Annotated in this window: 18 protein-coding genes and 1 tRNA gene; 6 read left to right on the top strand and 13 right to left on the bottom strand. The window is 69.9% G+C overall.

The window, feature by feature from the left end; all coding sequences use genetic code 11:
* Nucleotides 1-23: 23 nt before the first annotated feature.
* Complete coding sequence (locus AB0J90_RS19745) at nucleotides 24-662, top strand: MBL fold metallo-hydrolase (RefSeq protein WP_363597734.1); 639 nt, start codon at nucleotides 24-26, stop codon at nucleotides 660-662.
* Nucleotides 663-683: 21 nt separating this feature from the next.
* Here AB0J90_RS19745 and uvrB read toward each other — a convergent pair whose 3' ends face one another.
* A complete protein-coding gene (gene uvrB / locus AB0J90_RS19740; protein ID WP_363597732.1) occupies nucleotides 684-2,792 on the bottom strand; it encodes an excinuclease ABC subunit UvrB in 2,109 nt (702 codons plus the stop codon).
* 358 nt (nucleotides 2,793-3,150) lie between these two features.
* On the opposite strand from uvrB, the gene AB0J90_RS19735 reads away from it, so the two are divergent.
* A complete protein-coding gene (locus AB0J90_RS19735; RefSeq protein WP_363597730.1) occupies nucleotides 3,151-4,800 on the top strand; it encodes a hypothetical protein in 1,650 nt (549 codons plus the stop codon).
* A gap of 34 nt (nucleotides 4,801-4,834) precedes the next feature.
* On the opposite strand, the gene coaE is transcribed toward AB0J90_RS19735, so the two are convergent.
* Complete coding sequence (coaE, locus tag AB0J90_RS19730; protein WP_363597728.1) at nucleotides 4,835-6,016, bottom strand: dephospho-CoA kinase; 1,182 nt, start codon at nucleotides 6,014-6,016, stop codon at nucleotides 4,835-4,837.
* 264 nt (nucleotides 6,017-6,280) lie between these two features.
* Nucleotides 6,281-7,777, bottom strand: a complete 1,497-nt coding sequence (rpsA, locus tag AB0J90_RS19725) for a 30S ribosomal protein S1 (RefSeq protein WP_329102247.1) — start codon at nucleotides 7,775-7,777, stop codon at nucleotides 6,281-6,283.
* A 333-nt stretch (nucleotides 7,778-8,110) separates the two neighbouring features.
* Here rpsA and AB0J90_RS19720 point away from each other — a divergent pair, with 333 nt between their 5' ends.
* From AB0J90_RS19720 to AB0J90_RS19710, 3 genes are read left to right on the top strand one after another with little or no spacing between them, the layout of a single operon-like run.
* Nucleotides 8,111-8,929 carry a class I SAM-dependent methyltransferase gene (locus tag AB0J90_RS19720; RefSeq protein WP_363597726.1) on the top strand — a complete coding sequence of 273 codons (819 nt, stop codon included), beginning with the start codon at nucleotides 8,111-8,113 and terminating at the stop codon, nucleotides 8,927-8,929.
* A gap of 54 nt (nucleotides 8,930-8,983) precedes the next feature.
* Complete coding sequence (locus AB0J90_RS19715; RefSeq protein WP_329102251.1) at nucleotides 8,984-9,202, top strand: DUF2945 domain-containing protein; 219 nt, start codon at nucleotides 8,984-8,986, stop codon at nucleotides 9,200-9,202.
* Nucleotides 9,189-9,524: a DUF3140 domain-containing protein gene (locus tag AB0J90_RS19710; protein WP_363597724.1), complete on the top strand. Its 336-nt coding sequence runs from the start codon at nucleotides 9,189-9,191 to the stop codon at nucleotides 9,522-9,524. Before AB0J90_RS19715 ends, AB0J90_RS19710 begins: the two co-directional genes overlap by 14 nt.
* A 30-nt stretch (nucleotides 9,525-9,554) precedes the next feature.
* On the opposite strand, the gene polA is transcribed toward AB0J90_RS19710, so the two are convergent.
* The 8 genes from polA to AB0J90_RS19670 all read right to left on the bottom strand — a co-directional run bounded on the left by polA (nucleotide 9,555) and on the right by AB0J90_RS19670 (nucleotide 19,496).
* Complete coding sequence (gene polA / locus AB0J90_RS19705) at nucleotides 9,555-12,239, bottom strand: DNA polymerase I (RefSeq protein ID WP_363597722.1); 2,685 nt, start codon at nucleotides 12,237-12,239, stop codon at nucleotides 9,555-9,557.
* A 129-nt stretch (nucleotides 12,240-12,368) separates the two neighbouring features.
* Nucleotides 12,369-13,079 (bottom strand): ABC transporter ATP-binding protein, encoded by a 711-nt coding sequence (locus tag AB0J90_RS19700; protein ID WP_363597720.1) that lies wholly within the window; start codon nucleotides 13,077-13,079, stop codon nucleotides 12,369-12,371.
* Entirely contained in the window at nucleotides 13,069-14,019 is a 951-nt protein-coding gene (locus tag AB0J90_RS19695; RefSeq protein ID WP_363597718.1) for an ABC transporter ATP-binding protein, read from the bottom strand. Before AB0J90_RS19695 ends, AB0J90_RS19700 begins: the two co-directional genes overlap by 11 nt.
* A complete protein-coding gene (locus tag AB0J90_RS19690; protein WP_363597716.1) occupies nucleotides 14,012-15,202 on the bottom strand; it encodes a branched-chain amino acid ABC transporter permease in 1,191 nt (396 codons plus the stop codon). The genes AB0J90_RS19695 and AB0J90_RS19690 overlap by 8 nt, the downstream gene beginning before the upstream one ends.
* On the bottom strand, nucleotides 15,199-16,149 hold the full coding sequence (locus AB0J90_RS19685; RefSeq protein WP_363597714.1) for a branched-chain amino acid ABC transporter permease: 951 nt from the start codon (nucleotides 16,147-16,149) through the stop codon (nucleotides 15,199-15,201). The genes AB0J90_RS19690 and AB0J90_RS19685 overlap by 4 nt, the downstream gene beginning before the upstream one ends.
* Nucleotides 16,150-16,264: 115 nt before the next feature.
* Nucleotides 16,265-17,431 carry a branched-chain amino acid ABC transporter substrate-binding protein gene (locus AB0J90_RS19680; RefSeq protein ID WP_363597712.1) on the bottom strand — a complete coding sequence of 389 codons (1,167 nt, stop codon included), beginning with the start codon at nucleotides 17,429-17,431 and terminating at the stop codon, nucleotides 16,265-16,267.
* Between the two features lie 211 nt (nucleotides 17,432-17,642).
* A complete protein-coding gene (locus AB0J90_RS19675) occupies nucleotides 17,643-18,818 on the bottom strand; it encodes a hypothetical protein (RefSeq protein ID WP_363597710.1) in 1,176 nt (391 codons plus the stop codon).
* 60 nt (nucleotides 18,819-18,878) lie between these two features.
* Entirely contained in the window at nucleotides 18,879-19,496 is a 618-nt protein-coding gene (locus AB0J90_RS19670; protein WP_363597708.1) for a response regulator, read from the bottom strand.
* A gap of 108 nt (nucleotides 19,497-19,604) precedes the next feature.
* Here AB0J90_RS19670 and AB0J90_RS19665 point away from each other — a divergent pair.
* Nucleotides 19,605-19,678, top strand: a tRNA-Leu gene (locus AB0J90_RS19665).
* 224 nt (nucleotides 19,679-19,902) lie between these two features.
* Here AB0J90_RS19665 and AB0J90_RS19660 read toward each other — a convergent pair.
* Nucleotides 19,903-20,640, bottom strand: coding sequence for a GAF and ANTAR domain-containing protein (locus tag AB0J90_RS19660; protein ID WP_363597706.1), 738 nt, complete (start codon nucleotides 20,638-20,640; stop codon nucleotides 19,903-19,905).
* A gap of 42 nt (nucleotides 20,641-20,682) precedes the next feature.
* Entirely contained in the window at nucleotides 20,683-21,612 is a 930-nt protein-coding gene (locus AB0J90_RS19655; protein ID WP_363597704.1) for a GAF and ANTAR domain-containing protein, read from the bottom strand.
* Nucleotides 21,613-21,730 lie beyond the last annotated feature (118 nt).

Raw genomic sequence — 21,730 nt, 5'->3', positions numbered from 1 at the left:
GATGACGTCGGCGGAGGAGAAGCATGCGACTGACAAAACTGGGGCACGCCTGCATCCGGTTGGAGCAGGACGGGACCACCCTGGTGCTCGATCCGGGCGGCTTCAGCGATCCGGGCGCGCTTGCCGGTGCGGACGCCGTGCTGATCACACACGAGCACCAGGACCACTTCGTCGAGGAGAAGATCCGGGCAGCGGTGCAGAGCGAACCGCAACTGCGGGTGTTCGCCAACCGTTCGGTGGCCGAGAAGCTCGACGGGCTGGGCGACCGGCTCCGGGTGGTCGGCGCGGGCGACACCTTCTCGATCAACGGCGTCGACGTCGCCGTGTACGGCGAACTGCACGCGGTGATCCACCCGGACATCCCCCGGCTCACCAACGTGGGTTACCTCGTCGACGGCACACTGTTCCATCCCGGCGACGCGCTGACCGTACCGGACCGGTCGATCAGCACCCTGATGCTGCCGGCGCATGCCCCCTGGTCGAAGACCGCCGAGCTGATCGACTACGTACGCGAGGTACAACCGCAGCGGGTCGTCCCGGTGCACGACGCCGGGTTGAGCGACATCGGCCGCGGCATGGTCAAGATGCTGGTCGGCGGCGGTGGCCCGAAGACCGACGTGTCGTACGAGCCGGTGGCCGACGGGGAGACCGTGGATTTCTGAACCGGCCTCCCCGCGCCCGACCTACTGCACCCCGGTCGCGTCCATCCCGCGCAGCTCCTTCTTCATCTCCTGCACCTCGTCGCGGATCCGGGCGGCCAGCTCGAACTGCAACTCCCGGGCGGCGGCCAGCATCTGGTCGTTGAGTTCCTGGATGAGCTGGGCCATCTCGGCGCGGGCCATGCCGGCGCGGACCGGACCGGAGGCACTCTTGCCACCCTTGCTGCGGGTCTCCGGCACGGGTGCCTTGCCCCGGGAGAGCTGCCGCGCGGCGCCGCCGACCCTGGAGTTCTCGGTGTCCTCGGCCTCGCGGTAGATGTCGTCCAGGATGTCGTGGATCTTCTTCCGAAGCGGCTCCGGCGTGATCCCGTTGGCCTCGTTGTGCGCGACCTGCTTGGCCCGTCGCCGGTTGGTCTCGTCGATCGCGTTCGCCATCGACGGGGTCATCTTGTCGGCGTACATGTGTACCTGGCCGGAGACGTTGCGGGCGGCCCGGCCGATGGTCTGGATGAGGGACCGGCCGCTGCGCAGGAAGCCCTCCTTGTCCGCGTCAAGGATCGCGACCAGGGAGACCTCGGGCAGGTCCAGCCCCTCCCGGAGCAGGTTGATGCCGACCAGCACGTCGTAGTCGCCCTTGCGCAGCTCGCGCAGCAGCTCCACCCGGCGCAGCGTGTCGACCTCCGAGTGCAGGTAGCGGACCCGGATGCCGTGCTCCAGCAGATAGTCGGAGAGGTCCTCGGCCATCTTCTTGGTCAGCGTGGTGACCAGCACCCGCTCGTCCCGGTCCGTACGCAGCTTGATCTCGTGCATCAGGTCGTCGATCTGCCCCTTGGTGGGCTTGACGATCACCTCGGGGTCGACCAGCCCGGTCGGCCGGATGACCTGCTCCACGAACTCGCCCTGGGCCTGTTCCATCTCCCAGTTGCCGGGGGTGGCGGAGAGGAAGACCATCTGGCCGACACGCTCGAGGAACTCGTCGAACCGCAGCGGGCGGTTGTCGGCGGCGCTGGGCAGCCGGAAACCGTGGTCGATCAGCATCCGCTTGCGCGACGCGTCGCCCTCGAACATCCCGCCGATCTGCGGGATGGTCACGTGCGACTCGTCGACCACGGTGAGGAAGTCGTCCGGGAAGTAGTCGAGCAGGCAGTGCGGCGGGCTGCCGGGCTCGCGGCCGTCGATGTGCATGGAGTAGTTCTCGATGCCGGAGCAGAAACCGACCTGGCGCATCATCTCGATGTCGTAGGTGGTCCGCATCCGTAGCCGCTGGGCTTCCAGCAGCTTGCCCTGCCGCTCCAGGTCGGCCAGCCGCTCGGTCAGCTCGGTCTCGATGCCGCGGATCGCCCGCTCCATCCGCTCCGGGCCGGCCGCGTAGTGCGTGGCGGGGAAGATCAGCAGGTGGTCGACCTCGCGGACCACCTCGCCGGTGAGCGGGTGCAGGTAGTAGAGCTTCTCCACCTCGTCACCGAAGAACTCGACCCGCAGCGCCAGCTCCTCGTACGCCGGGATGATCTCCAGCGTGTCGCCCCGGACCCGGAAGGTGCCCCGGTTGAAGGCCATGTCGTTGCGGGTGTACTGGATGTCGACCAGCCGGCGGAGCAGCTTGTCCCGCTCGAACTCCTGCCCGACCTTGATCCGTACCGCCCGGTCGAGGTATTCGTCCGGCGTGCCCAGCCCGTAGATCGCCGACACCGTCGCCACCACGATCACGTCGCGGCGGGTGAGCAGGGACATGGTGGCCGAGTGCCGCAGCCGCTCGACCTCCTCGTTGATCGAGGAGTCCTTCTCGATGTACGTGTCGGTCTGCGGGATGTACGCCTCGGGCTGGTAGTAGTCGTAGTAGGAGACGAAGTATTCGACCGCGTTGTTCGGCAGCAGCTCGCTGAACTCCTTGGCGAGCTGCGCACAGAGCGTCTTGTTGGGTGCCACCACCAGGGTGGGCCGCTGCAGCCGCTCGACCAGCCAGGCGGTGGTCGCGCTCTTGCCGGTGCCGGTCGCGCCGAGCAGCACCGAATGGCGATCTCCCCGGCGCACCCGCTGCTCAAGATCGTTGATCGCGGTCGGCTGGTCGCCGGAGGGTCGGAATTCGCTGATGACCTCAAACCGGCCGTCGAGTCGTGGGATGTCGAGCGCCATGTCGTCAAAGGTACGCCGAGGGTGTGACACCCCTGGTGGGCAACGGTGGGTACACGATCGGCTTCGATATACGCATTGTGTGGTGGAGATCACCGCGCTACCGTTCAGTAGTAGGCCGCTCGCGGCGGCCGACCGGGTTCGCGACCGGGCCTCCACAACGGCCGGTCGCGCCCCGGCGCAGTGGTTGCAGCCCCGGCCCTCGTCGGCGTGCGCACCCGACGCGGTCGCGCCAACGCGCAGACCGGCCGCCGCGAGCGCCCCTCGCGCCGCGCCCCTCGCCCAGCCCCAGCCCCGGCACCAGCGGATACCGGCCGGCACCGATACGTCACTTTGCCCCGGATTCGCCGTTCAACCACCCGTGAGCACCTCGTTGCCTCCCGCCGGGCGCCGACGACCCGCCACCGGGCTGCCCCCACCGCCCGCCGAGCCCCGGCAACCCAGCCGGCCCCTGAGCGGACGGGCCCGGCTGGTGACACTGGGTGTACTCGGCTGCCTCGCGCTCGTCTCCGGCGCCGGCCTCGCCGCCGGACTGGTCTCCTGTGCCCCGCCCGGCCACACCGATCCGGCGCGCGCGCTCACCGCGGCCGAAGCGGACCGGCTGGCGGCGATGCGGATCACCAACTACCGCGCCGGCCGGGTCGGCGTGTACGCCACGCTCGGCATCCCCGGCACCCAGATCGAGCTCGCCGGAGCGGTCGACTGGCCGCGCGGGCTGGCCTACCTGAGCGTGGCCGGTCCCGGTGCGGGCAGTCAGCGGGGACTGCTGCAGGCCGTACCCGGACTGGTGCTGAGCCGGCCGGACCCGCCGGCCGGAACCGGACCGACCGGCGGCGGACCGGGTCCGCTCCAGACCCTGGTGCCGCCGTCACCGGCGCCGCCGCCACCAGCGCAACCTCCGGGTGACGGCTGGCGGGTCCGCCGGATGGTCACCAGCGGGCCGGTGCCGGCCGCGGTCGACTCGTTCCTCACCCTGCTCTTCGCCGTCGCCGCGGACCGGTCGGACCCGACCGGGCCGCTGCTGGGCCGGGACACCGCCCGCTGGCTGGGCCGGGACCGGGCCGGCGGGACAACCGTCGACGTGCTGCTCGGCCCCGCGGTGCCGGCGCTCACCGGGAACCCGACGTCCGGCACCGACGGGACGATCCCGGCGCCGCCCACCGGCGGGCTGGGCGGCGGAGCCGTACGGTACTGGCTCGACCGCGACGGACGCCTGCACCGGTTCGAGGCGCTGCTCGCCGGTGACGTGCCGGTCCAGGTCGACTTCGACCGGGCCGAACGGCCCGAGCTGACCGCCGTCGCGGCGCTCGGCGGCGCACCGGTACGCCCACGGGCGGCCACCCGCGCCGAGACCGACCTGCTCACGCGGGTACGCGCGGAGAACCGGGCGCTGGGCGGTGCCGGGATCACGCTCGCGGTGCCCACCACCCAGCCGCTCGCCGAGTTGCCCGCGGTCAACCTCCGGGGCGCCGGTTGGGTCGACTGGTCCGACGGTGTCGCCTACCTCGCCCTGGACGAGCTGGACCGGCCGGGCGAGCGGACCCTGCTGCGGGCCAACCGCACCGGCGTGGCCGTACGCGACGTGCCGTCCGAGCGCGACGTCCCGGCCAGCGGCGGCGCCGAACCGCCTCCGCTCCCCCCGCCCCGGGACCGGGACTGGGATCACCTGAGCTGGCAGCGGCGGACCGACGCGCTCGGCGCACCGGACCTGGACCTGCTGGTCAACGAGGCGCTGGCGGTCGGCGGCGCCGGGCTGGGACCGGCGGACCGGCTGCGCGACTCGGCGAGCTGGCTGCGCCAGGACGAGCTGGACGGCCGGCCGGTGACGGTGTTCGAGGTCCCGAAGGAGGCCGAGGCGCAGGTCGGCCGGGGACAGGCCCGGATGCGCTACTGGGTGGACCGCTCGGGCCTGCTGCGCCGGCTGGAACTGCGTACCCGGACCGGCGCGTTCGCCCAGCTCGACCTCACCCCGGGCCCGGTGCCGGACCTACCCACCGTGCCCCTGGGCTGACCCGACCGGCTCCGCTGCGGCGCACGAAGCTGTTTCAGGGGCGCCAGTCGGTGGTGGCCGCCCACCGCTCGGCCAGCAGGTGCTCGCCGTCGAACCAGGGTTCCTTGGCCGCGGTGTAGCTGGCGGTGTCCGGGCCGCCGGCCGCGAGACCCCGCTTGAGGGCCAGGTAACCGGCGCGTTGCTCCTCGTCGGCACGGAGGTGGTCGCGCATCAGCAGGGCGTAGCGCCATCCCGGCGAGCCGCCCACCCGCAGGTGCAGGTTGACCGGCCGGGCCGGGTCGGCGCTGCCGTGCAGCCGCTTCTCCCACCGCGCGCCGCCGTCCGCGTGCCGGGGTTGGTCCCACCAGTCGCCGGCACAGCGCGGGAAGCCGGCGTCGGCGAGTGGGCCGGCGAGCGCGTCGGCCTGGTCCAGGGACTCGACGGTGAGCTGGATGTCGATCACGTTCTTGGCGGCCAGTCCGGGCACCGAGGTGGAGCCGATGTGGTCGACCCGGAGGTCGGCCGGGCGTACCGCGTGCCGGATCCGGGCGGCCAGCCGCTCGTACTGCACCGGCCAGTCGGGGTCGGCCTCGGTGAGCACCACCGTCCCACCCCGGACCGCGACCCGGTCGCGCAGGTGACGCTCGTAGGGCACCAGCCGGTCCCGCCAGAGTGCGTCCACCCGCGCGTGCAGATCGGCCAGGTCGCTGTCGTTGGTCAGCACCACGTCGGCGGCGGCCCGCCGCTGCGGGTCACCGGTCTGGGCGCGGATCCGCTGCTCCGCCTGCTCGACGCTCATCCCCCGGTCGCGGACCAGCCGGGCCACCCGGGTGTCCCGGTCCGCGGTCACCACGACGACCAGGTGGTACGTCGGCGCGAGCCCCGCCTCGACCAGCAGCGGTACGTCGTTGACCACGATCGCGTCGGCGGGCGCCGCGGCGGCGAGTTCGGCGGTACGCGCCCGGACCCTCGGGTGGGTGATCCGCTCCAGTTGCCGTCGGGCGGGTTCGTCGTCGAAGACGAGGGCACCGAGTGCGGCCCGGTCGAGGCTGCCGTCGGCGGCGAGCACCCGGTCGCCGAAGGTCGCCACGATCTCGGCCAGCCCCTCGGTTCCGGGCGCGACCACCTCGCGGGCGATCCGGTCGGCGTCGATCAGCACCGCGCCGAGCCCGGCCAGCCGGGTCGCGACGACGCTCTTGCCCGATCCGATCCCACCGGTGAGTCCGACCATCAGCACCGGACCAGTCAACCCCGTCGGGCCGACGGCGGGCAAGTTGCCACGACCCGATCTTCGGTTGGGCTTGTTGTCCCGCTGGTTGGGCTTGTCCCAGGGTTGGCTTGTTGCCCCCCGGTTGGCTTGCCCCCGGTTGGCTTGGCGCCCCAGCGGGGTGGCGGGGACGACGACGGCGGCCCCGCCCTTCCGGATGGGAAGGACGGGGCCGCCGCGTGTGTCTTACCCGCGAGTCGACTTACGCGTGAGTCGCCTCACGCGCTAGCTGGCTCACTTACCGCCGGCGAGCTTCTCCCGCAGTGCGGCGAGCGCCTCGTCGGTGGCCAGGGTGCCAGCCGGCTCCTCGGCCTGACGGGCCGGCGCCGGGGTGGACGAGGAGGTCGCCCCGCCGCCACCGGTGCTGACCGGAGTCGGGTTGGCAGCGGCCTCGGCGTCGGCGGCGCGGGAGGTCTGCACCTGCTTGGTGTGGGCCTCCCAGCGGGTACGAGCCTCGGCGTACTGCGTCTCCCAGGTCTCGCGCTGCTTGTCGAAACCTTCGAGCCACTCCCCGGTCTCCGGGTCGAAGCCCTCGGGGTAGATGTAGTTGCCCTCGTTGTCGTACGTCGCGGCCATGCCGTAGAGGGTCGGGTCGAAGTGCTCCTCGCCCTCGACGAAGCCCTCGTTCGCCTGCTTGAGCGAGAGCGAGATCCGCCGACGCTCGAGGTCGATGTCGATGACCTTGACCATGACGTCCGAGCCGACCTGGACGACCTGCTCCGGGATCTCCACGTGGCGCTCGGCCAGCTCGGAGATGTGGACCAGGCCCTCGATGCCGTCGTCCACCCGGACGAACGCACCGAACGGGACCAGCTTGGTGACCTTACCCGGCACGATCTGCTGGATCGCGTGGGTCCGGGCGAACTGCCGCCACGGGTCCTCCTGGGTCGCCTTCAGCGACAGCGAGACACGCTCGCGGTCGAGATCGACGTCCAGGACCTCGACCTCCACCTCCTGGCCGACCTCGACCACCTCGGAGGGGTGGTCGATGTGCTTCCAGGACAGCTCGGAAACGTGCACCAGACCGTCGACGCCGCCGAGGTCGACGAACGCACCGAAGTTGACGATCGAGGAGACGACGCCCTTGCGGACCTGCCCCTTCTGCAACTTGTTGAGGAACTCGGTGCGCACCTCGGACTGGGTCTGCTCGAGCCAGGCCCGGCGGGACAGGACCACGTTGTTGCGGTTCTTGTCCAGCTCGATGATCTTGGCTTCGAGCTCCCGGCCCACGTACGGCTGCAGGTCCCGCACCCGACGCATCTCCACCAGCGACGCGGGCAGGAAGCCCCGCAGGCCGATGTCGAGGATGAGGCCACCCTTGACCACCTCGATGACGGAACCGCGCACGACGCCGTCCTCGTCCTTGATCTTCTCGATCGTGCCCCAGGCGCGCTCGTACTGCGCCCGCTTCTTCGAGAGGATCAGCCGGCCCTCTTTGTCCTCCTTCTGGAGAACCAGGGCTTCGATGTGGTCACCAACGGAGACCACATCCGCGGGGTCCACGTCGTGCTTGATCGACAACTCGCGCGAGGGGATGACACCCTCGGTCTTGTAGCCGATGTCGAGCAGGACCTCGTCCCGATCGACCTTGACGACGGTGCCTTCGACAATATCGCCGTCGTTGAAGTACTTGATGGTCTCGTCGATCGCGGCGAGGAAAGCTTCCTCAGAGCCGAGATCGTCGTGGGTGACCCGGTTGGCGCTCGAGGGGGCCTCGATGCTGCTCGTCATGTGGGCGGTTGCTCCGGTCGGATGGGTGTCACAGCAGGCGTTTGTGTCGCAGTGACCTGTTTGCGCCAGCGGATCCGTCGCCGTACACACCTAACGATCATGCGTGAGACCGTGGGATATGCCCGTCGACCGCGGACCTGCTCCCTGCCGAGGCACACGATCCGCGAGCGCATCGAACAGCTTACCGTGCGCATTACCACAGCATGCAAGCCCTCCTGCCACCTGATGCGACACGCCGTCCACAGCGCGGGAACTCGCCCGTACGCGAGCCCGCCCGGCGCGGCGTCGAGGCCGCGCGCGACGTGCGCGTACCCGGCCTCTAGCGTGGCCCGGATGAGTGACGACGAGGCCGCGGGTGTGACCCGGCGCACGGTCAGCGACACGGAGACCCGGCGGGCCAGCCGCCAGTGGTGGGACCGCGACGCCGACGACTACCAGGCCGAGCACGGCGAGTTCCTGGGCGACGTCGACTTCGTCTGGTGCCCGGAGCGGCTGCGCGAGGCCGACGCCCGGCTGCTCGGCGACCTTCCCGGCCGCCGGGTGCTGGAGCTCGGCTGCGGCGCCGCCTCGGCCTCCCGCTGGCTGGCCACCCAGCAGGCCCGCCCGGTCGCCCTCGACCTCTCCGCGGGCATGTTGCGGCACGCCGCGCACGCGGCCGAGACCTCCGGCGTACGGGTGCCGCTGGTCCAGGCCGACGCCCTGGCCCTGCCGTTCGCCGACGGCGCCTTCGACATCGTCTGCACGGCCTTCGGCGCCGTGCCGTTCGTGGCCGACTCGGCGGCGGTGATGCGGGAGGTGTACCGGGTGCTGCGACCCGGCGGCCAGTGGGTCTTCTCGGTCACCCACCCGATGCGCTGGATCTTCCTCGACGACCCGGGCGAGGGTGGCCTGAAGGCGGTGCACTCCTACTTCGACCGGCGCCCGTACGTGGAGCAGGACACCGACGGGGTGCCCAGCTACGTCGAGCAGCACCGCACCCTCGGCGACCGGATCAGGGAGCTGGTCGGCGCCGGGTTCCGGGTGCGCGACGTGGTGGAGCCGGAGTGGCCGGAGGAGCACGAGCAACTGTGGGGGCAGTGGAGCCCGCTGCGCGGCCGGCTCTTCCCCGGCACGGCGATCTTCGTTTCCGACAAACCGCCCACGGGGGGATGAAGTCCCGCCGCCTCCGGCCCGGTTTTCGGCCCGAGGGGCAGGGTAGACCGTGTCATGGACAAGGACGAGAAGCTACACAAGGGCGATCGGGTGAGCTGGCGCAGCCACGGCGGAACGGCGTACGGCACCGTCCAGGAGGAAATCACCAAACGGACAACAGCCGCCAGACGTACGGTCGACGCCAGTAAGGAGGACCCGCAGTACCGGGTCCGGTCGGACTCCGGCGGCGAGGCGGTGCACAAGCCCGGGGCGCTGCGTCGTGCCCCGCGGTGACGACCAGGCCGACGTCTACCGGAACTTCACCGACGCGGTGAACATGAAACCCGGCGAGTTGGAGACGTGGCTGCAGACCGACGACTCCAAGGCCGTCGGTCAGCACTCCGGGGGCGGCGAGTCGGTCGGGCACGAATCCGGACGGCGGATCATCGGCCTGCTGCGCCGCAAGCGGGCGGAGCTGACCGACCGGGACTACGCGCACATGCGCAAGGTCGTCGGTTACGTACACCGGCACATGGCGCAGCGCCCCCGGGGCGACGTCAGCCGCACCCGGTGGCGCTTCTCCCTGATGAACTGGGGCCACGACCCGCTGAGGTGAGCGACCCGGTCAAGCGGGCGACCACCGGGGTCAGTGGTCGGCGCTGTTCCAGTCCTGGCCCGCGCCGACCGAGACCTCCAGCGGCACCGACAGCGGGTGGGCGTTGCCCATCTCGCGCCGGACCAGTTCCTCGAGCTGCTCCCGTTCACCGGGGTAGACCTCGAAGACCAGCTCGTCGTGCACCTGCAGCAGCATCCGGGAACGTAGGCCGGAGCCGCGCAGCGCGGTGTCGACGTGCAGCATGGCGACCTTGATCATGTCGGCCGCCGAGCCCTGGATCGGGGCGTTGAGCGCCATCCGCTCGGCCATCTCCCGCCGCTGCCGGTTGTCGCTGACCAGGTCCGGCAGGTAGCGCCGTCGGCCGAGCATGGTCTCGGTGTAGCCGTCGCGCACGGCGCGCCGGACCACCTCCTGGAGGTAGTCGCGGACGCCACCGAACCGGCTGAAGTATTCCTCCATCAGCCCGCGTGCCTCGTCGGGGGCGATGTTGAGCTGCTGGGCCAGGCCGAAGGCGCTCAGCCCGTACGCCAGGCCGTAGTTCATCGCCTTGATCTTGCGGCGCTGGTCCGGGGTGACCTCGGCGACCGGTACGTGGAAGACGAACGACGCGGTCGCGGCGTGGAAGTCCTCGCCGGAGTTGAACGCCTCGATCAGCGCCTCGTCGACCGAGAGGTGCGCCATGATCCGCATTTCGATCTGGCTGTAGTCGGCGGTGAGCAGGGTGTCGTAGCCGGCGCCGACCACGAAGGCACGCCGGATCCGCCGGCCCTCCTCGGTCCGGATCGGGATGTTCTGCAGGTTGGGGTCGGTCGACGAGAGTCGCCCGGTGGCCGCCACAGTCTGGTTGTAGGTGGTGTGGATCCGGCCGTCGTCTGAGATCGACTTGAGCAGCCCGTCGACGGTCGACTTCAACCGGGCCACGTCCCGGTGGCGCAGCAGGTGACCGAGCACCGGGTGCGGGTTCTGCGCGTAGAGCCACTGCAGCGCGTCCGCGTCGGTGGTGTAGCCGGTCTTGATCTTCTTGGTCTTGGGCAGCCCCAGCTCGGTGAAGAGGATCTCCTGGAGCTGCTTGGGCGAGCCGAGGTTGAACTCCCGCCCGACCACCCCGTACGCCGCCTGCGCGGCCGCCTTCACCTCTCCGGCGAAGTGCGCCTCCAGCTCGGAGAGGTAGTCGGTGTCGGCGGCGATGCCGACCCGCTCCATCTCGCCGAGGACCCGCACCAGCGGCAGTTCCACGTCGGCCAGCAGCCGGGCGGAGAGCTCTCCGTCGCGGGCGAGTTCGGCGTCGATCGCGTCGGCGAGATCGAGCGTGGCCGCGGCCCGCAGCATCAGGTTCTGCTCGACCTCGCCGTCGTTGCCGAGCCCCTCGAAGGTGAGCTGGCCGGACTCCGGCTGGTCGACCCGCAGTTCCCGGTGCAGGTAGCGCAGGGCCAGGTCACCCAGGTCGTAGGAGCGCTGGTCCGGCCGGGCCAGGTACGCCGCCAGCGCGGTGTCGCGGGTGATCCCCCGCAGGTGCCAGCCGTGCGCGGCGAATGCCAGCGACGCCGGCTTGCTGTCGTGCAGGACCTTCGGTCGGGTCTCGTCGGCCAGCCACTGCGCCACCGCCGCCTCGTCGGACGGATCGAGCGTGGCCGGGTCGAACCAGCCGCCGGCACCTTCGGCGGTGGCCACCGCCACCCCGGTCAGCGTGCCGGTGCCGCGGCCGAAGGTGCCGGCCACCGCCATCCCGGTGGGGACACCGACCGGGGCGTGCTCGGCCAGCCAGGCCGCCACCGTGCCGGTGCCGAGCACCTCGGTGGCCAGCTCGAAGCCGGACTCGGCCTCCGGCTGCACCGCCTCCAGGTACTGGTAGAGCCGGTCGCGCAGGACCCGGAACTGGAGCGTGTCGAAAACCTGGTGCACCGCCTCGCGGTCCCAGCCGGCCCAGCGGGCGTCGTCCGCGCCCAGCGGCAGCTCCAGATCGTCGACGAGCTGGTTCAGCTCGTAGTTGCGGATCACGTCGGCGAGCCGTTCCCGCAGGCTGTCGCCGGCCTTGCCCTTGATCTCGTCGGCGCGGGCGATCACGCCCTCCACCCCGCCGTACTGGTTGATCCACTTGGCCGCGGTCTTCGGGCCGACCCCGGGCACCCCGGGCAGGTTGTCGCTGCTCTCCCCGACCAGGGCGGCCAGGTCGCGGTACTGCTCCGGGCCGACCCCGTAGCGCTCGGTCACCGCCGCCGGGTCCATCCGGGCCAGGTCGGAGACGCCCTTGCGGGGGTAGAGCACGGTGACCTGGTTGCCGATCAACTGGAAGGCGTCCCGGTCACCGGTGCAGATCAGCACGTCCATCCCGCTCTCCCGCCCCTGCCGGGCGAGGGTGGCGATGACGTCGTCGGCCTCGTAGCCCTCCTTCTCCACCACCGGCACCCGCAGCGCGGCGAGCACCTCCTTGACCAGGCTCACCTGGCCGTGGAAGTCGGTTGGTGTCTCCGCCCGGCCGGCCTTGTATTCGGCGTAGCGCTCGGTGCGGAACGACCGTCGGGAGATGTCGAAGGAGACGATCAGGTGGGTCGGCCGCTCGTCGCGGAGCACGTTGATCAGCATCGAGGTGAAGCCGTACACCGCGTTCGTCGGCTGCCCGGTGGTGGTGGAGAAGTTCTCCACCGGCAGCGCGAAGAAGGCCCGGTAGGCCAGCGAATGGCCGTCCAACAACAGGAGGCGGGGTGCGTCGGTCACCTGACCGACTCTAGTCGGGCCCACCGACATGTCGGTCACAGCCCACGCGGCCACGAAACCGGACCGAAGGGACGAAGGATACGACAACGGCCCGACGCACCAGCGTCGGGCCGTTGTCGTGCGGGCGGGTCACGCCACGCCCAGGTACGCCTCCTTGACCGCCGGGTCGTGCAGGAGGTCCTGTCCGGTGCCCTCCTTGACGATCCGGCCGGTCTCCAGCACGTAGCCCCGGTGTGCCCGGGACAGCGCCTGCTGCGCGTTCTGCTCGACCAGCAGGATGGTGGTGCCCTGCTCGTTGATCCTCGTGATGATCTCGAAAATCTGCTGGATCAGCTTGGGCGCCAGGCCCATCGACGGCTCGTCCAGCAGCAGCAGCCGGGGCCGGGTCATCAGGGCCCGTCCCACCGCCAGCATCTGCTGCTCGCCACCGGACAGGGTGCCGCCGGCCTGCTTGATCCGCTCCTGCAACCGAGGGAAGAGCCCGAGCACCATCTCCAGGTCCTCGGCGATCCCCGCCTTGTCCCGCCGGGTGTAGGCGCCCATCTCCAGGTTCTCCAGCACCGTCATACCGGGGAAGACGCCCCGGCCCTCGGGTGACTGGCCGATACCGCGGATCACCCGCAGGTCGGCGCGGAGCTTGGTGATGTCGGTGCCGTCGAACCGGACCGAGCCGGAGGCGACCGGACGCAGGCCGGAGATGGCCCGCATGGTGGTCGTCTTGCCGGCGCCGTTGGCACCGATCAGGGCCACGATCTCGCCCTCGGCGACATTCAGGCTGATGCCGTGCAGCGCCTGGATCCGCCCGTACAGCAGGGTCAGGTTGTCGATCTCAAGCAGCATCTTCCGACACCCCCAGGTAAGCCGCGATCACCTTCGGGTCGTCCCGGACCTCGGCCGGCGATCCCTCGGCGATCTTCTGGCCGAACTCCAGCACCACGATCCGGTCGGTGACGCCCATGACGAGCCGCATGTCGTGCTCGATGAGCAGCACGGTGACACCACGGTCCCGGATCTTGCGAATCAGCTGGAGCAGCGCCTCCTTCTCCGCCGGGTTGAAGCCGGCGGCCGGCTCGTCCAGGCAGAGCAGGGTCGGATCCGTGGCCAACGCCCGGGCGATCTCCAACCGCCGCTGGTCACCGTAGGAGAGGTTGCGCGCCAGGTTGTCGGTGTGACTGTTCACCCCGACGAAGTCGAGCAGCTCGCGCGCCTTCTCCCGGCCCTGCTTCTCCTCGCGCCAGTGCCGGGGCAACCGCAGCAGCGCGCTGGGCACGCTGGTCTTGTGGTGTGCGTCCGCGCCCACCTGCACGTTCTCCAGCACGGTCATCTCGGGGAAGAGACGGATGTTCTGGAACGTACGGGCGACACCCAACTGGGTGATCTTGAAACGCTTCTGCCCACTGAGCTTGCGGCCCTGGAACCGGATCTCGCCCTCGGTCGGGGTGTAGACACCGGTCATCGCGTTGAAGCAGGTGGTCTTCCCGGCACCGTTCGGTCCGATCAGGCCGAGGATCTCACCCTTGTAGAGGGTGAAGTCCACCTTGTTCAGCGCCACCACGCCGCCGAAGCGGAGGGTGACGTTGTCCACCTCGAGCAGTGGCTCGCGGCCGACCGGCGACACCTGCGACTCCCCGCGCGGGGCGGGGATCTGCGCGGCCGGACCGTGCGCCGCCTCGGACCCGGACCCGGACTCGGGTGGGGAGCCCACCTCTACCCGGGCGTCGGGAGCCTGGTCGCGCTCACTGGTCACGTCCCGCTCACTGCCCATCTGCGGCTCACTCAACGACCGCCACCTCCTTCTGCCGGTCCTTGAGCTCGGCGGCCCGCCGCCGGTTCGGCCACAGGCCCTGCGGCCGGAACACCATCACCACGATAAGCAGTACGCCGAAGATGAAGTAGCGCAGCGACGTGGGGCTGACGTCGTACGCCCGGCCCGCGACCGTCACCGACTCGGGCAGGCCGAAGACGTCACCGACCGAGCGCAGCCACTCCGGAACGTAAATCACCAGGAAGCCACCGAGGATCGCTCCCGGGATGCTGCCGGCACCACCGAGCAACACGGCCGCCAGTACCAGGATCGAGTTCTCCAGCGAGAAGGTGGAGGAGTTGACGAACGTCGCCTGCCCCGCCCACAGCGAGCCGGAGAGTCCACCTACCGCCGCGCCGATGGCGAACGCCCACAGCTTGAACCGGAACGTCGGTACGCCCATCAGCTCGGCCGCGTCCTCGTCCTCGCGGATCGCGACCCAGGCCCGGCCGACCCGGCTGCGGGACAGGTTACGGATCAGGAACACGGCGATGATGATCACCGTGAGCAGCAGCCAGTAGTACGGCTTGAACGCGATCCCGAAGATCGGGGTGCCGTCCGACCACTTGCCGGGCGGGTGTGCCACGGAGGGGATGCCCCGGTCGCCGTTGAGGATCCAGTCCTGGTTCTTCGCCACGATCCGGATCATCTCGGCGAAACCGAGGGTCACGATCGCCAGGTAGTCACCGCGCAGGCGCAGCGTCGGCGCACCGAGCAGCACCCCGGACAGCAGGGCCAGGGCGACCGCGATCGGCACCGTGACCAACCACGGCCACGGGCTCTCCAGCCAGTTGTACTCGGTGATCAACTTGCTCTCGGGCGAGGTCAACAACGCGACCGTGTACGCACCGACCGCGAAGAAGCCGAAGAAACCGAGGTCGAGCAGGCCGGCGTAACCGACCACGACGTTCAGGCCGAGCGAGAGCAGCACGATCCAGGCGCAGTAGAACAGCACCGCGGCCATGTCGTTGCTGGTGGTGTAGAGCGGAATCCAGACGCCGGGAATGTTGAGGTACTCGTAGAACCACTTGTTCGGCAGGACGTAGAGGAACGCCACGAAGGCCAGCAGGCCGGTGATGCGAGCCGACCTGGGCATGGTGTCGAAGGCGTGGCCGACTCGGCTGGTGGTCGCGTGCCACCGGGTTCGGATGTCGGTCATGCCCGCGCCCTTCCCAACGACTCGCCGAGCAGGCCGGTCGGCCGGAACATCAGCAGGGTGATCAGCACGACGAACGAGATCAGGTCACGCCACTGCGAACCGAAGACCGCCGAGCCGTAGTTCTCCACCAGGCCGAGCAGGATGCCACCGATCGCGGCGCCGCGCAGGTTCCCGATGCCGCCCAGCACCGCGGCGGCGAACGCCTTGAGCCCGAGCAGGAAGCCGATGTTGTACCGGGTGTTGCCGCTCTTCATGTCGCTGAAGACCGCCGCCACGCCGGCCATCAGTCCGCCGAGGACGAAGACCAGACCGATCACGCGGCTCTTGTTGACGCCCATCAGTGCGGCCGTGTTGGAGTCCTGCGCCACCGCCCGGATGCCCCGGCCGAACCGGGTCTTGTTCACGAACCAGTCCAGGCCGACCATCATGATGATGGCCACGCTCAGGGTCAGCAGCTGCACCGGGGTGACGTGGAACCCGCCGATGTTGATGATCGGGTCGGTCGGCAGCAGTCGCGGAGCACCGATCTGGCGCCGCTGGGTGAGCGCACCCATCAGCTCCATCAGCGCGTACGACGCACCGATGGCGGTGATGAGGAAGGCGAGTGGAGGAGCGTTGCGCCGCCGCAGTGGACGGTAGGCCGACACCTCGATCAGGAGGGCGGTACCACCGGACAAAGCCGCGGCCGCGACTATCGCGACCACGATCAGCAGCAACCCCATCGGCACCGAGGGCGCGTTGCTGTCGCTGTCCAGGCCAAAGAAACCCCAGGTCCACACGGCGGCGAAGGTGCCGATCATGAAGACTTCGGAGTGTGCGAAGTTGATGAGGCGAAGGACGCCGTAAACGAGGGTGTAGCCGAGCGCGACGAGCGCGTAGATCGCGCCCTGGACCAGCCCGGTCGTGGTCAGTTCCGGGAAACCCCGGATGAGTTCTGCAAAGTCCACCAAAGCTCCGAGGGGTTGCGTGATACGGGTGTGGCCGGCACGATCGCCGGCCACACCAGCACCATTTGTGGTTCGTTACGCACCGATCCGGTCCGCGCTTGGCGCCCCGATCGGGTTAGCCCTTCGGGATCTCCACGTCCGGCGCCCACGCGCCGGCGGTGGCCTTGAACGCCCACACCTTGACCTGAGCCGGGTCAAGCTCGCCGTTCGCTTCCCACTTGTACGTCACACCGGAGGCCGAACCCGCCTTGTTGTAGCTGGTCAGGAAGGACTGAACGTCCGCGCGGGTGGTCTTGCCGGCCTTGATCGCCTCGAGGTAGATCTTGGCGAGGTCGTACGACACGTCGGCGTAGACGCCCGGGTCGACCGAGTACTTCGTCTTGAAGTCGGTGACGAAGTTGCCCTTGGCCGCGGTGGCCGGGCCACACGGGCAGGTGGAGACGGTGCCCTCGACGTCCTTCTGGCCGGTCACGGACAGCATGTTCGCGTCGTTGATGCCGTCACCGCCGATGAAGGTGCCGGTCCAGCCGTTGGCCCGCAGCTGCTTGAGGAACGGCGCCGCCTCCTCGGTGTAACCCGCGTACATCAGCACGGTGGCGCCACTGGTCTTCACGCTGGAGACCTGCGCACCGAACTCCTGCGCGTTGTCGACGACCTTGTCAGTCTTGACCACGAGCGGGCCGAGCACCTTCTTCGCCTCGTCGGCGAGGCCGGCACCGTACGCCGACTGGTCGTCGATGACGAAGACCTTCTCCGCCTTGAGGACGCTCTTGATGTAGTTGGCGATCGCCGGACCCTGGGAGAAGTCGTTACCGACGCCGCGGTGGAAGACCTTCCAGCCCTTCTCACTCAGGCTCGGACGGGTCGCGGAAGGCGTGATGGTCGCCAGCCCGGCCTGCTCGAAGATCGGCAGACCGACCTCGCTCTCGCCGGAGAACGCCGGGCCGATCAGCCCGATGATCTTCTCGTCGGCGGCGGCGCTGGTCGCCAGACCGCCGGCCAGGTCGGCCTTACCCTGCGAGTCGAACGGGGCCACCGTCACCTGGCAGTCCGCGTTCTCCTTGTTGTACTGCTCGACGGCCAGGTCGGCGCCCTGCTTCATCGGCGTCACGAGCCCGGCGTCCGCACCGGACAGCGCGCCGAAGAAGCCGATCTTGAGGTCGCACGCCTGGCTACCGGAGCCGTTGCTCGAACCCTCGTCCTGCTTGCACGCGGTAGCGCCGCCGACGAGCACCGCCGCCATGGCGACACCGCCGAGGACGCGTACGAAGTTTTGCCTCAAGGCTGAAACCCCTCCTCCATCCACGAGTCCGGTGCCACGGGCGGGTGAGCCACGACAGCGCCGAACGAGACCGTTCACCCGGTCTGGCCGGGGACGTTATCCCACTGGCCCGACTCGCCGGTAGGTCTGGATGCCTGCGTTGACTCAACCGTTACGTAGCGTGGCAAGTTTTGCGCTCGGATGTCATACCCGCGAGGTTTGTCGACCCGGTTCAGGGCGTACCGGGAAAGGCTGCCTGCCAGGCACGGGCACCGTGGCCGTCATCGGTAATCATCACTGCCTGGCCAGCCATCGCGGCCACCGAGGCAGCGGTGTCCCCGCCGGGTGGCACGTCGACCGGCAGCGCCACCCCGGACCACTGCCGAGCGGCCCCGTCCGAACGCCACAATCGGTGACCATCGGCCGCCACGGACACCGCGAGCACGTGCCCGCCGTACGTCGTGACCGCCTCGACCCCGGCGATCGCGCCCGCGCCCGCGACCCCGAACCGCCCGGCGGCCTGCCAGCCGCCCGGGTCCGTGCCGTCGAGCCGCCACGCGCCGAACGTCCCGCCGCGCAGTCCCAGCGCCAGCACCGAGTCACCGACCCGGGCCAGCCGCTGCACGGCCTCGTCCTCACCGGTAGCCGGCAGCGCGGTCCGGGTCCACGCCAGGCCGTCGGGCGACGTCCAGAGAAGTGGATCGTGGTCCGGTCGGCCCTCCGCCCGGCCGCTGCCACCGACCAGCCAGCCGTCGGGCACCGCGAGCGCGTCCGTCGCGGAGGTCCGCACCCCGGCGTCGCTGGCCAACCCGGGTGCGTTCTCGACGATCCGGAAGTCGGCCGCGTCCGGCGACCGCCATACCGCGGCCCCGCTCTCCCGCCCGCCGGCGATCAGCCAACCACCCGGTCCACCCGCGACCCGGCTGACATTGACCGCCCTTGGTCCGCCGTACAGCTCGAACTCCGCCGATACCTCGACCAGCGACCCGTCCGGTAGCTGCCGCCAGGTCCGCACCCGAGGGTTGCCGTGCGCGCCGCCCGCCTTGGCGCCGATCACCGCGATCCGGCCGTCGCGGCAGCCCGCCGCGTAGAGGATCGCCCGCTCGCCGTAGTAGCTGCTCGGCGCGAGCCGCACCGTGCTCCAGGTCAGCGCGTCGGTGCTGGTCCAGACCGCCGGCCGGGTCGCACCGTCAGGTCCACCGACGGCGCCGACGAGGTACCAGCGGTCGGCACACGCGACGGCGTCGCGCAGCATCAGCCGTCCGGCCGGCCCTTCCGGCATCGGCAGCGCCACCGGCTGCCAGTGCGGCCGGATCTCGGCGTCGACAGGGTTCTCGGTCGCACGCTCGCACCCGAACAGCAGGGTGAGCCCGACGAGACCCGCGACGAGCCGCCGATGGATGGACATGGCCCGATACTAGAGCGATTCCCGACCGCGGAGGTCCAGCGATTCGGCTGCCGCGTACGTTCAGCTAGCCTCGGCGGGCTCGCCGCCCGTGCCCTCGGCCAGGATCCGCTCGGCGACCTCGCGCATGGTCATCCGGTGGTCCATCGCGGTGCGCTGGATCCACTTGAACGCCTGCGGCTCGGTCATGCCGTACGTCGTCATCAGCGCGCCCTTGGCCCGCTCCACCGTCTTGCGGATCTCCAGGCGATCGGTCAGACCGGCGACCTCGGACTCCAGCGCGGCGATCTCCGAGTAGCGCGACAGCGCGATCTCGATCGCCGGCACCAGGTCGCTCTTCTGGAAGGGCTTGACCAGGTACGCCATCGCGCCGGCCGCCCGCGCCCGTTCGACCAGGTCGCGTTGGCTGAACGCGGTCAGGATGACCACCGGGGCGATCCGGCCGGCGGCGATCCGCTCCGCCGCGGCCAGCCCGTCCATGATCGGCATCTTGATGTCGAGGATGACGAGATCGGGTTTGAGCTCCTCGGCCAGGCGTACCGCGGTCTCCCCGTCGCCCGCCTCCCCCACCACGTCGTAGCCCTCTTCGACCAGCATCTCGGCGAGATCCAGCCGGATGAGCGCCTCATCCTCGGCGATCAGCACCCGCCTACGCTCGATACCCGCCTGCGTGTCGGCCACGAACCTCTACCCCCAGCGCTGTTTGTCCGGCACCCGCCCGGCCGGGTGTCGCCGTCATCAGCGTAGTGGGTACCCTAGACCGGGCCTACTCGTCAGGCCCGTGGCAACGTCCCCGTATTCCAACCGGTAGAGAAACGGAGCTCAAACCTCCGACAGTGTGGGTTCGAATCCCACCGGGGGCACGTCGGGCAGCACATACGCGCAGCGTAATTGCCCACTGACTCTTAGTGCACGTCGCCGCCGAATCGGCGTCGACATGTGATCTTCGACAAGGCGCGACCCGAGCACCGGGTCGCGCCTTTTCCGGTTCGATGGCGTACCGGTGTCCGATCACCGACACCGATCGCCGCACGAACGGAGTCACCGAGGGCACCACGGCAGCTGCGGCAGCCAGCCGGCGCCGACACTACCTGCCCGGTCGGGCGAATTCGGGGATGGCGGCGAGGTCCGTCACGATGGTGCGGGCCACGTCGACCAACCGCAGGTTCTTGGACCGGGCATACCCTCGGATGAGACTGAACGCCTCGTCGACGGTGACACCGCTGCTCTGCGCGATCGCGCCCTTCGCCTGTTCGATGACGACCCGGCTGTTGAGCGCGCTCTGGAGTTGGACGGTGAGTTCGTCGGCGCGACTCATGAAACGTTCCTGCAGGATCGCGATGGAGGCCAGGTCGGCCAGCGCCTGCACGATCGGGATGTCGTCGTCCGCGAGCAGCCTGCCGTCGTCCACCCCGAACACGTTCAGCGCCCCGATGACCTGGGCGCGCAGTCGGAGCGGGAAGGCGTACACGTAGCGGAATCCCGCGGCCGTGGCGTGCGGGGCGAATTGTGGCCAACGCGTCGCCGCCGACCGCAGGTCCGTATCGACGACGGTGACGCCGGTACGGAATGCGTCGAGACAGGGACCTTCGTCGTTCTGTATCTGGAACAGTTCCAGCAGTCGGGCCTCCTCGCGGGAACCCGCCATGAACTGGAGCTGCCCGTGCTGGTTGGCGAGGACCAGGCCCACGACGTTGGCGTCGGCGAGTTCGGCAGCCCGCATCGTCAGCAGGTGCAGGAATTCGATGAGGTCGAACTCGTCCACGAGGGTGTCGGACACCTCGACGAAAACCTTCGCGAGCCGAAGTGGTGAGACTGTGGTCATGACAACTCCATGCCTGTCCATAGTGAGGTGCCGTGATTCCGGTCAGGATCCGTCGAATCGCAGTTTGCGGTCGACGACGTCGCGTGCGACCTGGTGCAGCGGGCGGGACTCGGCATAGGCATGGGCCCGCAGGCGGATCAACGCGTCGCCGATGCTGACCCCGAGCTGCACCATGATCATGCCCTGTGCCTGCGCAACCTCCGCCCGATAGCCCGACGCATCGTCGAATCCGAGCGCCTGGGCCCCCTGGTCGGGGTTCCCCTCACCGTCGAGCACCGTCATCATGACGATCTCGGCGAAGGTGAGCGCCTGGTCCAGTGTGTCACCGGGCATGGGACCGGCCTGCTCGCAGAAGAGGACCATGACACCGAGCCGGGCCGCCCCGACCTGGAGCGGGAACGCGTACGCGGCGCAGATGCGGCGCTCCGCCATGGCGGCCACCCAGAGCGGCCAGCGAGCCATCGCGTCCTCGGCGCCGAGGTCCGTCACCAGGACCGGGCGACGGGTGTGGAAGGCATCGACTCCGGGCCCCTCCCCGAGCGTGAACTGCAACTCCGCGAGCAGGTACGCGGCATCGTCGGAGGCGACGACGTAGCCCTGTGTTCCGTCCCGCGTCAGCACGTTGACCCCTACCCCGGACGCGGAGAGGGCGTGCACGGCGGCACGGCAGATCCGCGACAGCGACTGCCTGACGCCAGGAGATCCGTCGTCCGGCCAGGGCTGTTCGGCGATCAGACCCAACGCCCGGACCCAACGGTCTGTGGACCCGGTCACTTTCGGGCCGCCGGCACACCGCGCCCGGCTCGGCGCGGCGAACAGGAGCGTGCCCGGGAAGACACCGGCATTGCGCACCTTCCGGGGATCATTCAAAGGTGCCGCCGGGGTGGGGAGCGACATCAGCGGATCGACGAGGAGAACGATACCTGCTGCGGCCGCGCCCCGACCTACCGGTCGCCGGGCAGCGGGGTCCACTCTTGACAGCAAATTCAGCACCGGGATAGCGTGGTTAGGTCCATTTAGTGGACGTTGCCCCAGACCTCGGCAATGAAGTTTCACGTCCGAAGGTGGGGCCCATGACCTTTTCCAGTCG

The organism is Micromonospora sp. NPDC049523 (assembly GCF_040676775.1).
Lineage (GTDB): Bacteria > Actinomycetota > Actinomycetes > Mycobacteriales > Micromonosporaceae > Micromonospora_G.
This window is presented reverse-complemented; position numbering and strand designations above follow the sequence as displayed.

What these genes read in the sequence shown, in the direction of transcription:
- AB0J90_RS19715 (WP_329102251.1), top strand. Translation starts at nt 8,984, where the DNA reads ATGGACAAGGACGAGAAGCTACACAAGGGCGATCGGGTGAGCTGGCGC.
- AB0J90_RS19700 (WP_363597720.1), bottom strand. Translation starts at nt 13,079, where the DNA reads ATGCTGCTTGAGATCGACAACCTGACCCTGCTGTACGGGCGGATCCAG.
- AB0J90_RS19690 (WP_363597716.1), bottom strand. Translation starts at nt 15,202, where the DNA reads ATGACCGACATCCGAACCCGGTGGCACGCGACCACCAGCCGAGTCGGC.
- uvrB (WP_363597732.1), bottom strand. Translation starts at nt 2,792, where the DNA reads ATGGCGCTCGACATCCCACGACTCGACGGCCGGTTTGAGGTCATCAGC.
- AB0J90_RS19660 (WP_363597706.1), bottom strand. Translation starts at nt 20,640, where the DNA reads ATGACCACAGTCTCACCACTTCGGCTCGCGAAGGTTTTCGTCGAGGTG.
- AB0J90_RS19675 (WP_363597710.1), bottom strand. Translation starts at nt 18,818, where the DNA reads ATGTCCATCCATCGGCGGCTCGTCGCGGGTCTCGTCGGGCTCACCCTG.
- AB0J90_RS19720 (WP_363597726.1), top strand. Translation starts at nt 8,111, where the DNA reads ATGAGTGACGACGAGGCCGCGGGTGTGACCCGGCGCACGGTCAGCGAC.
- AB0J90_RS19745 (WP_363597734.1), top strand. Translation starts at nt 24, where the DNA reads ATGCGACTGACAAAACTGGGGCACGCCTGCATCCGGTTGGAGCAGGAC.
- rpsA (WP_329102247.1), bottom strand. Translation starts at nt 7,777, where the DNA reads ATGACGAGCAGCATCGAGGCCCCCTCGAGCGCCAACCGGGTCACCCAC.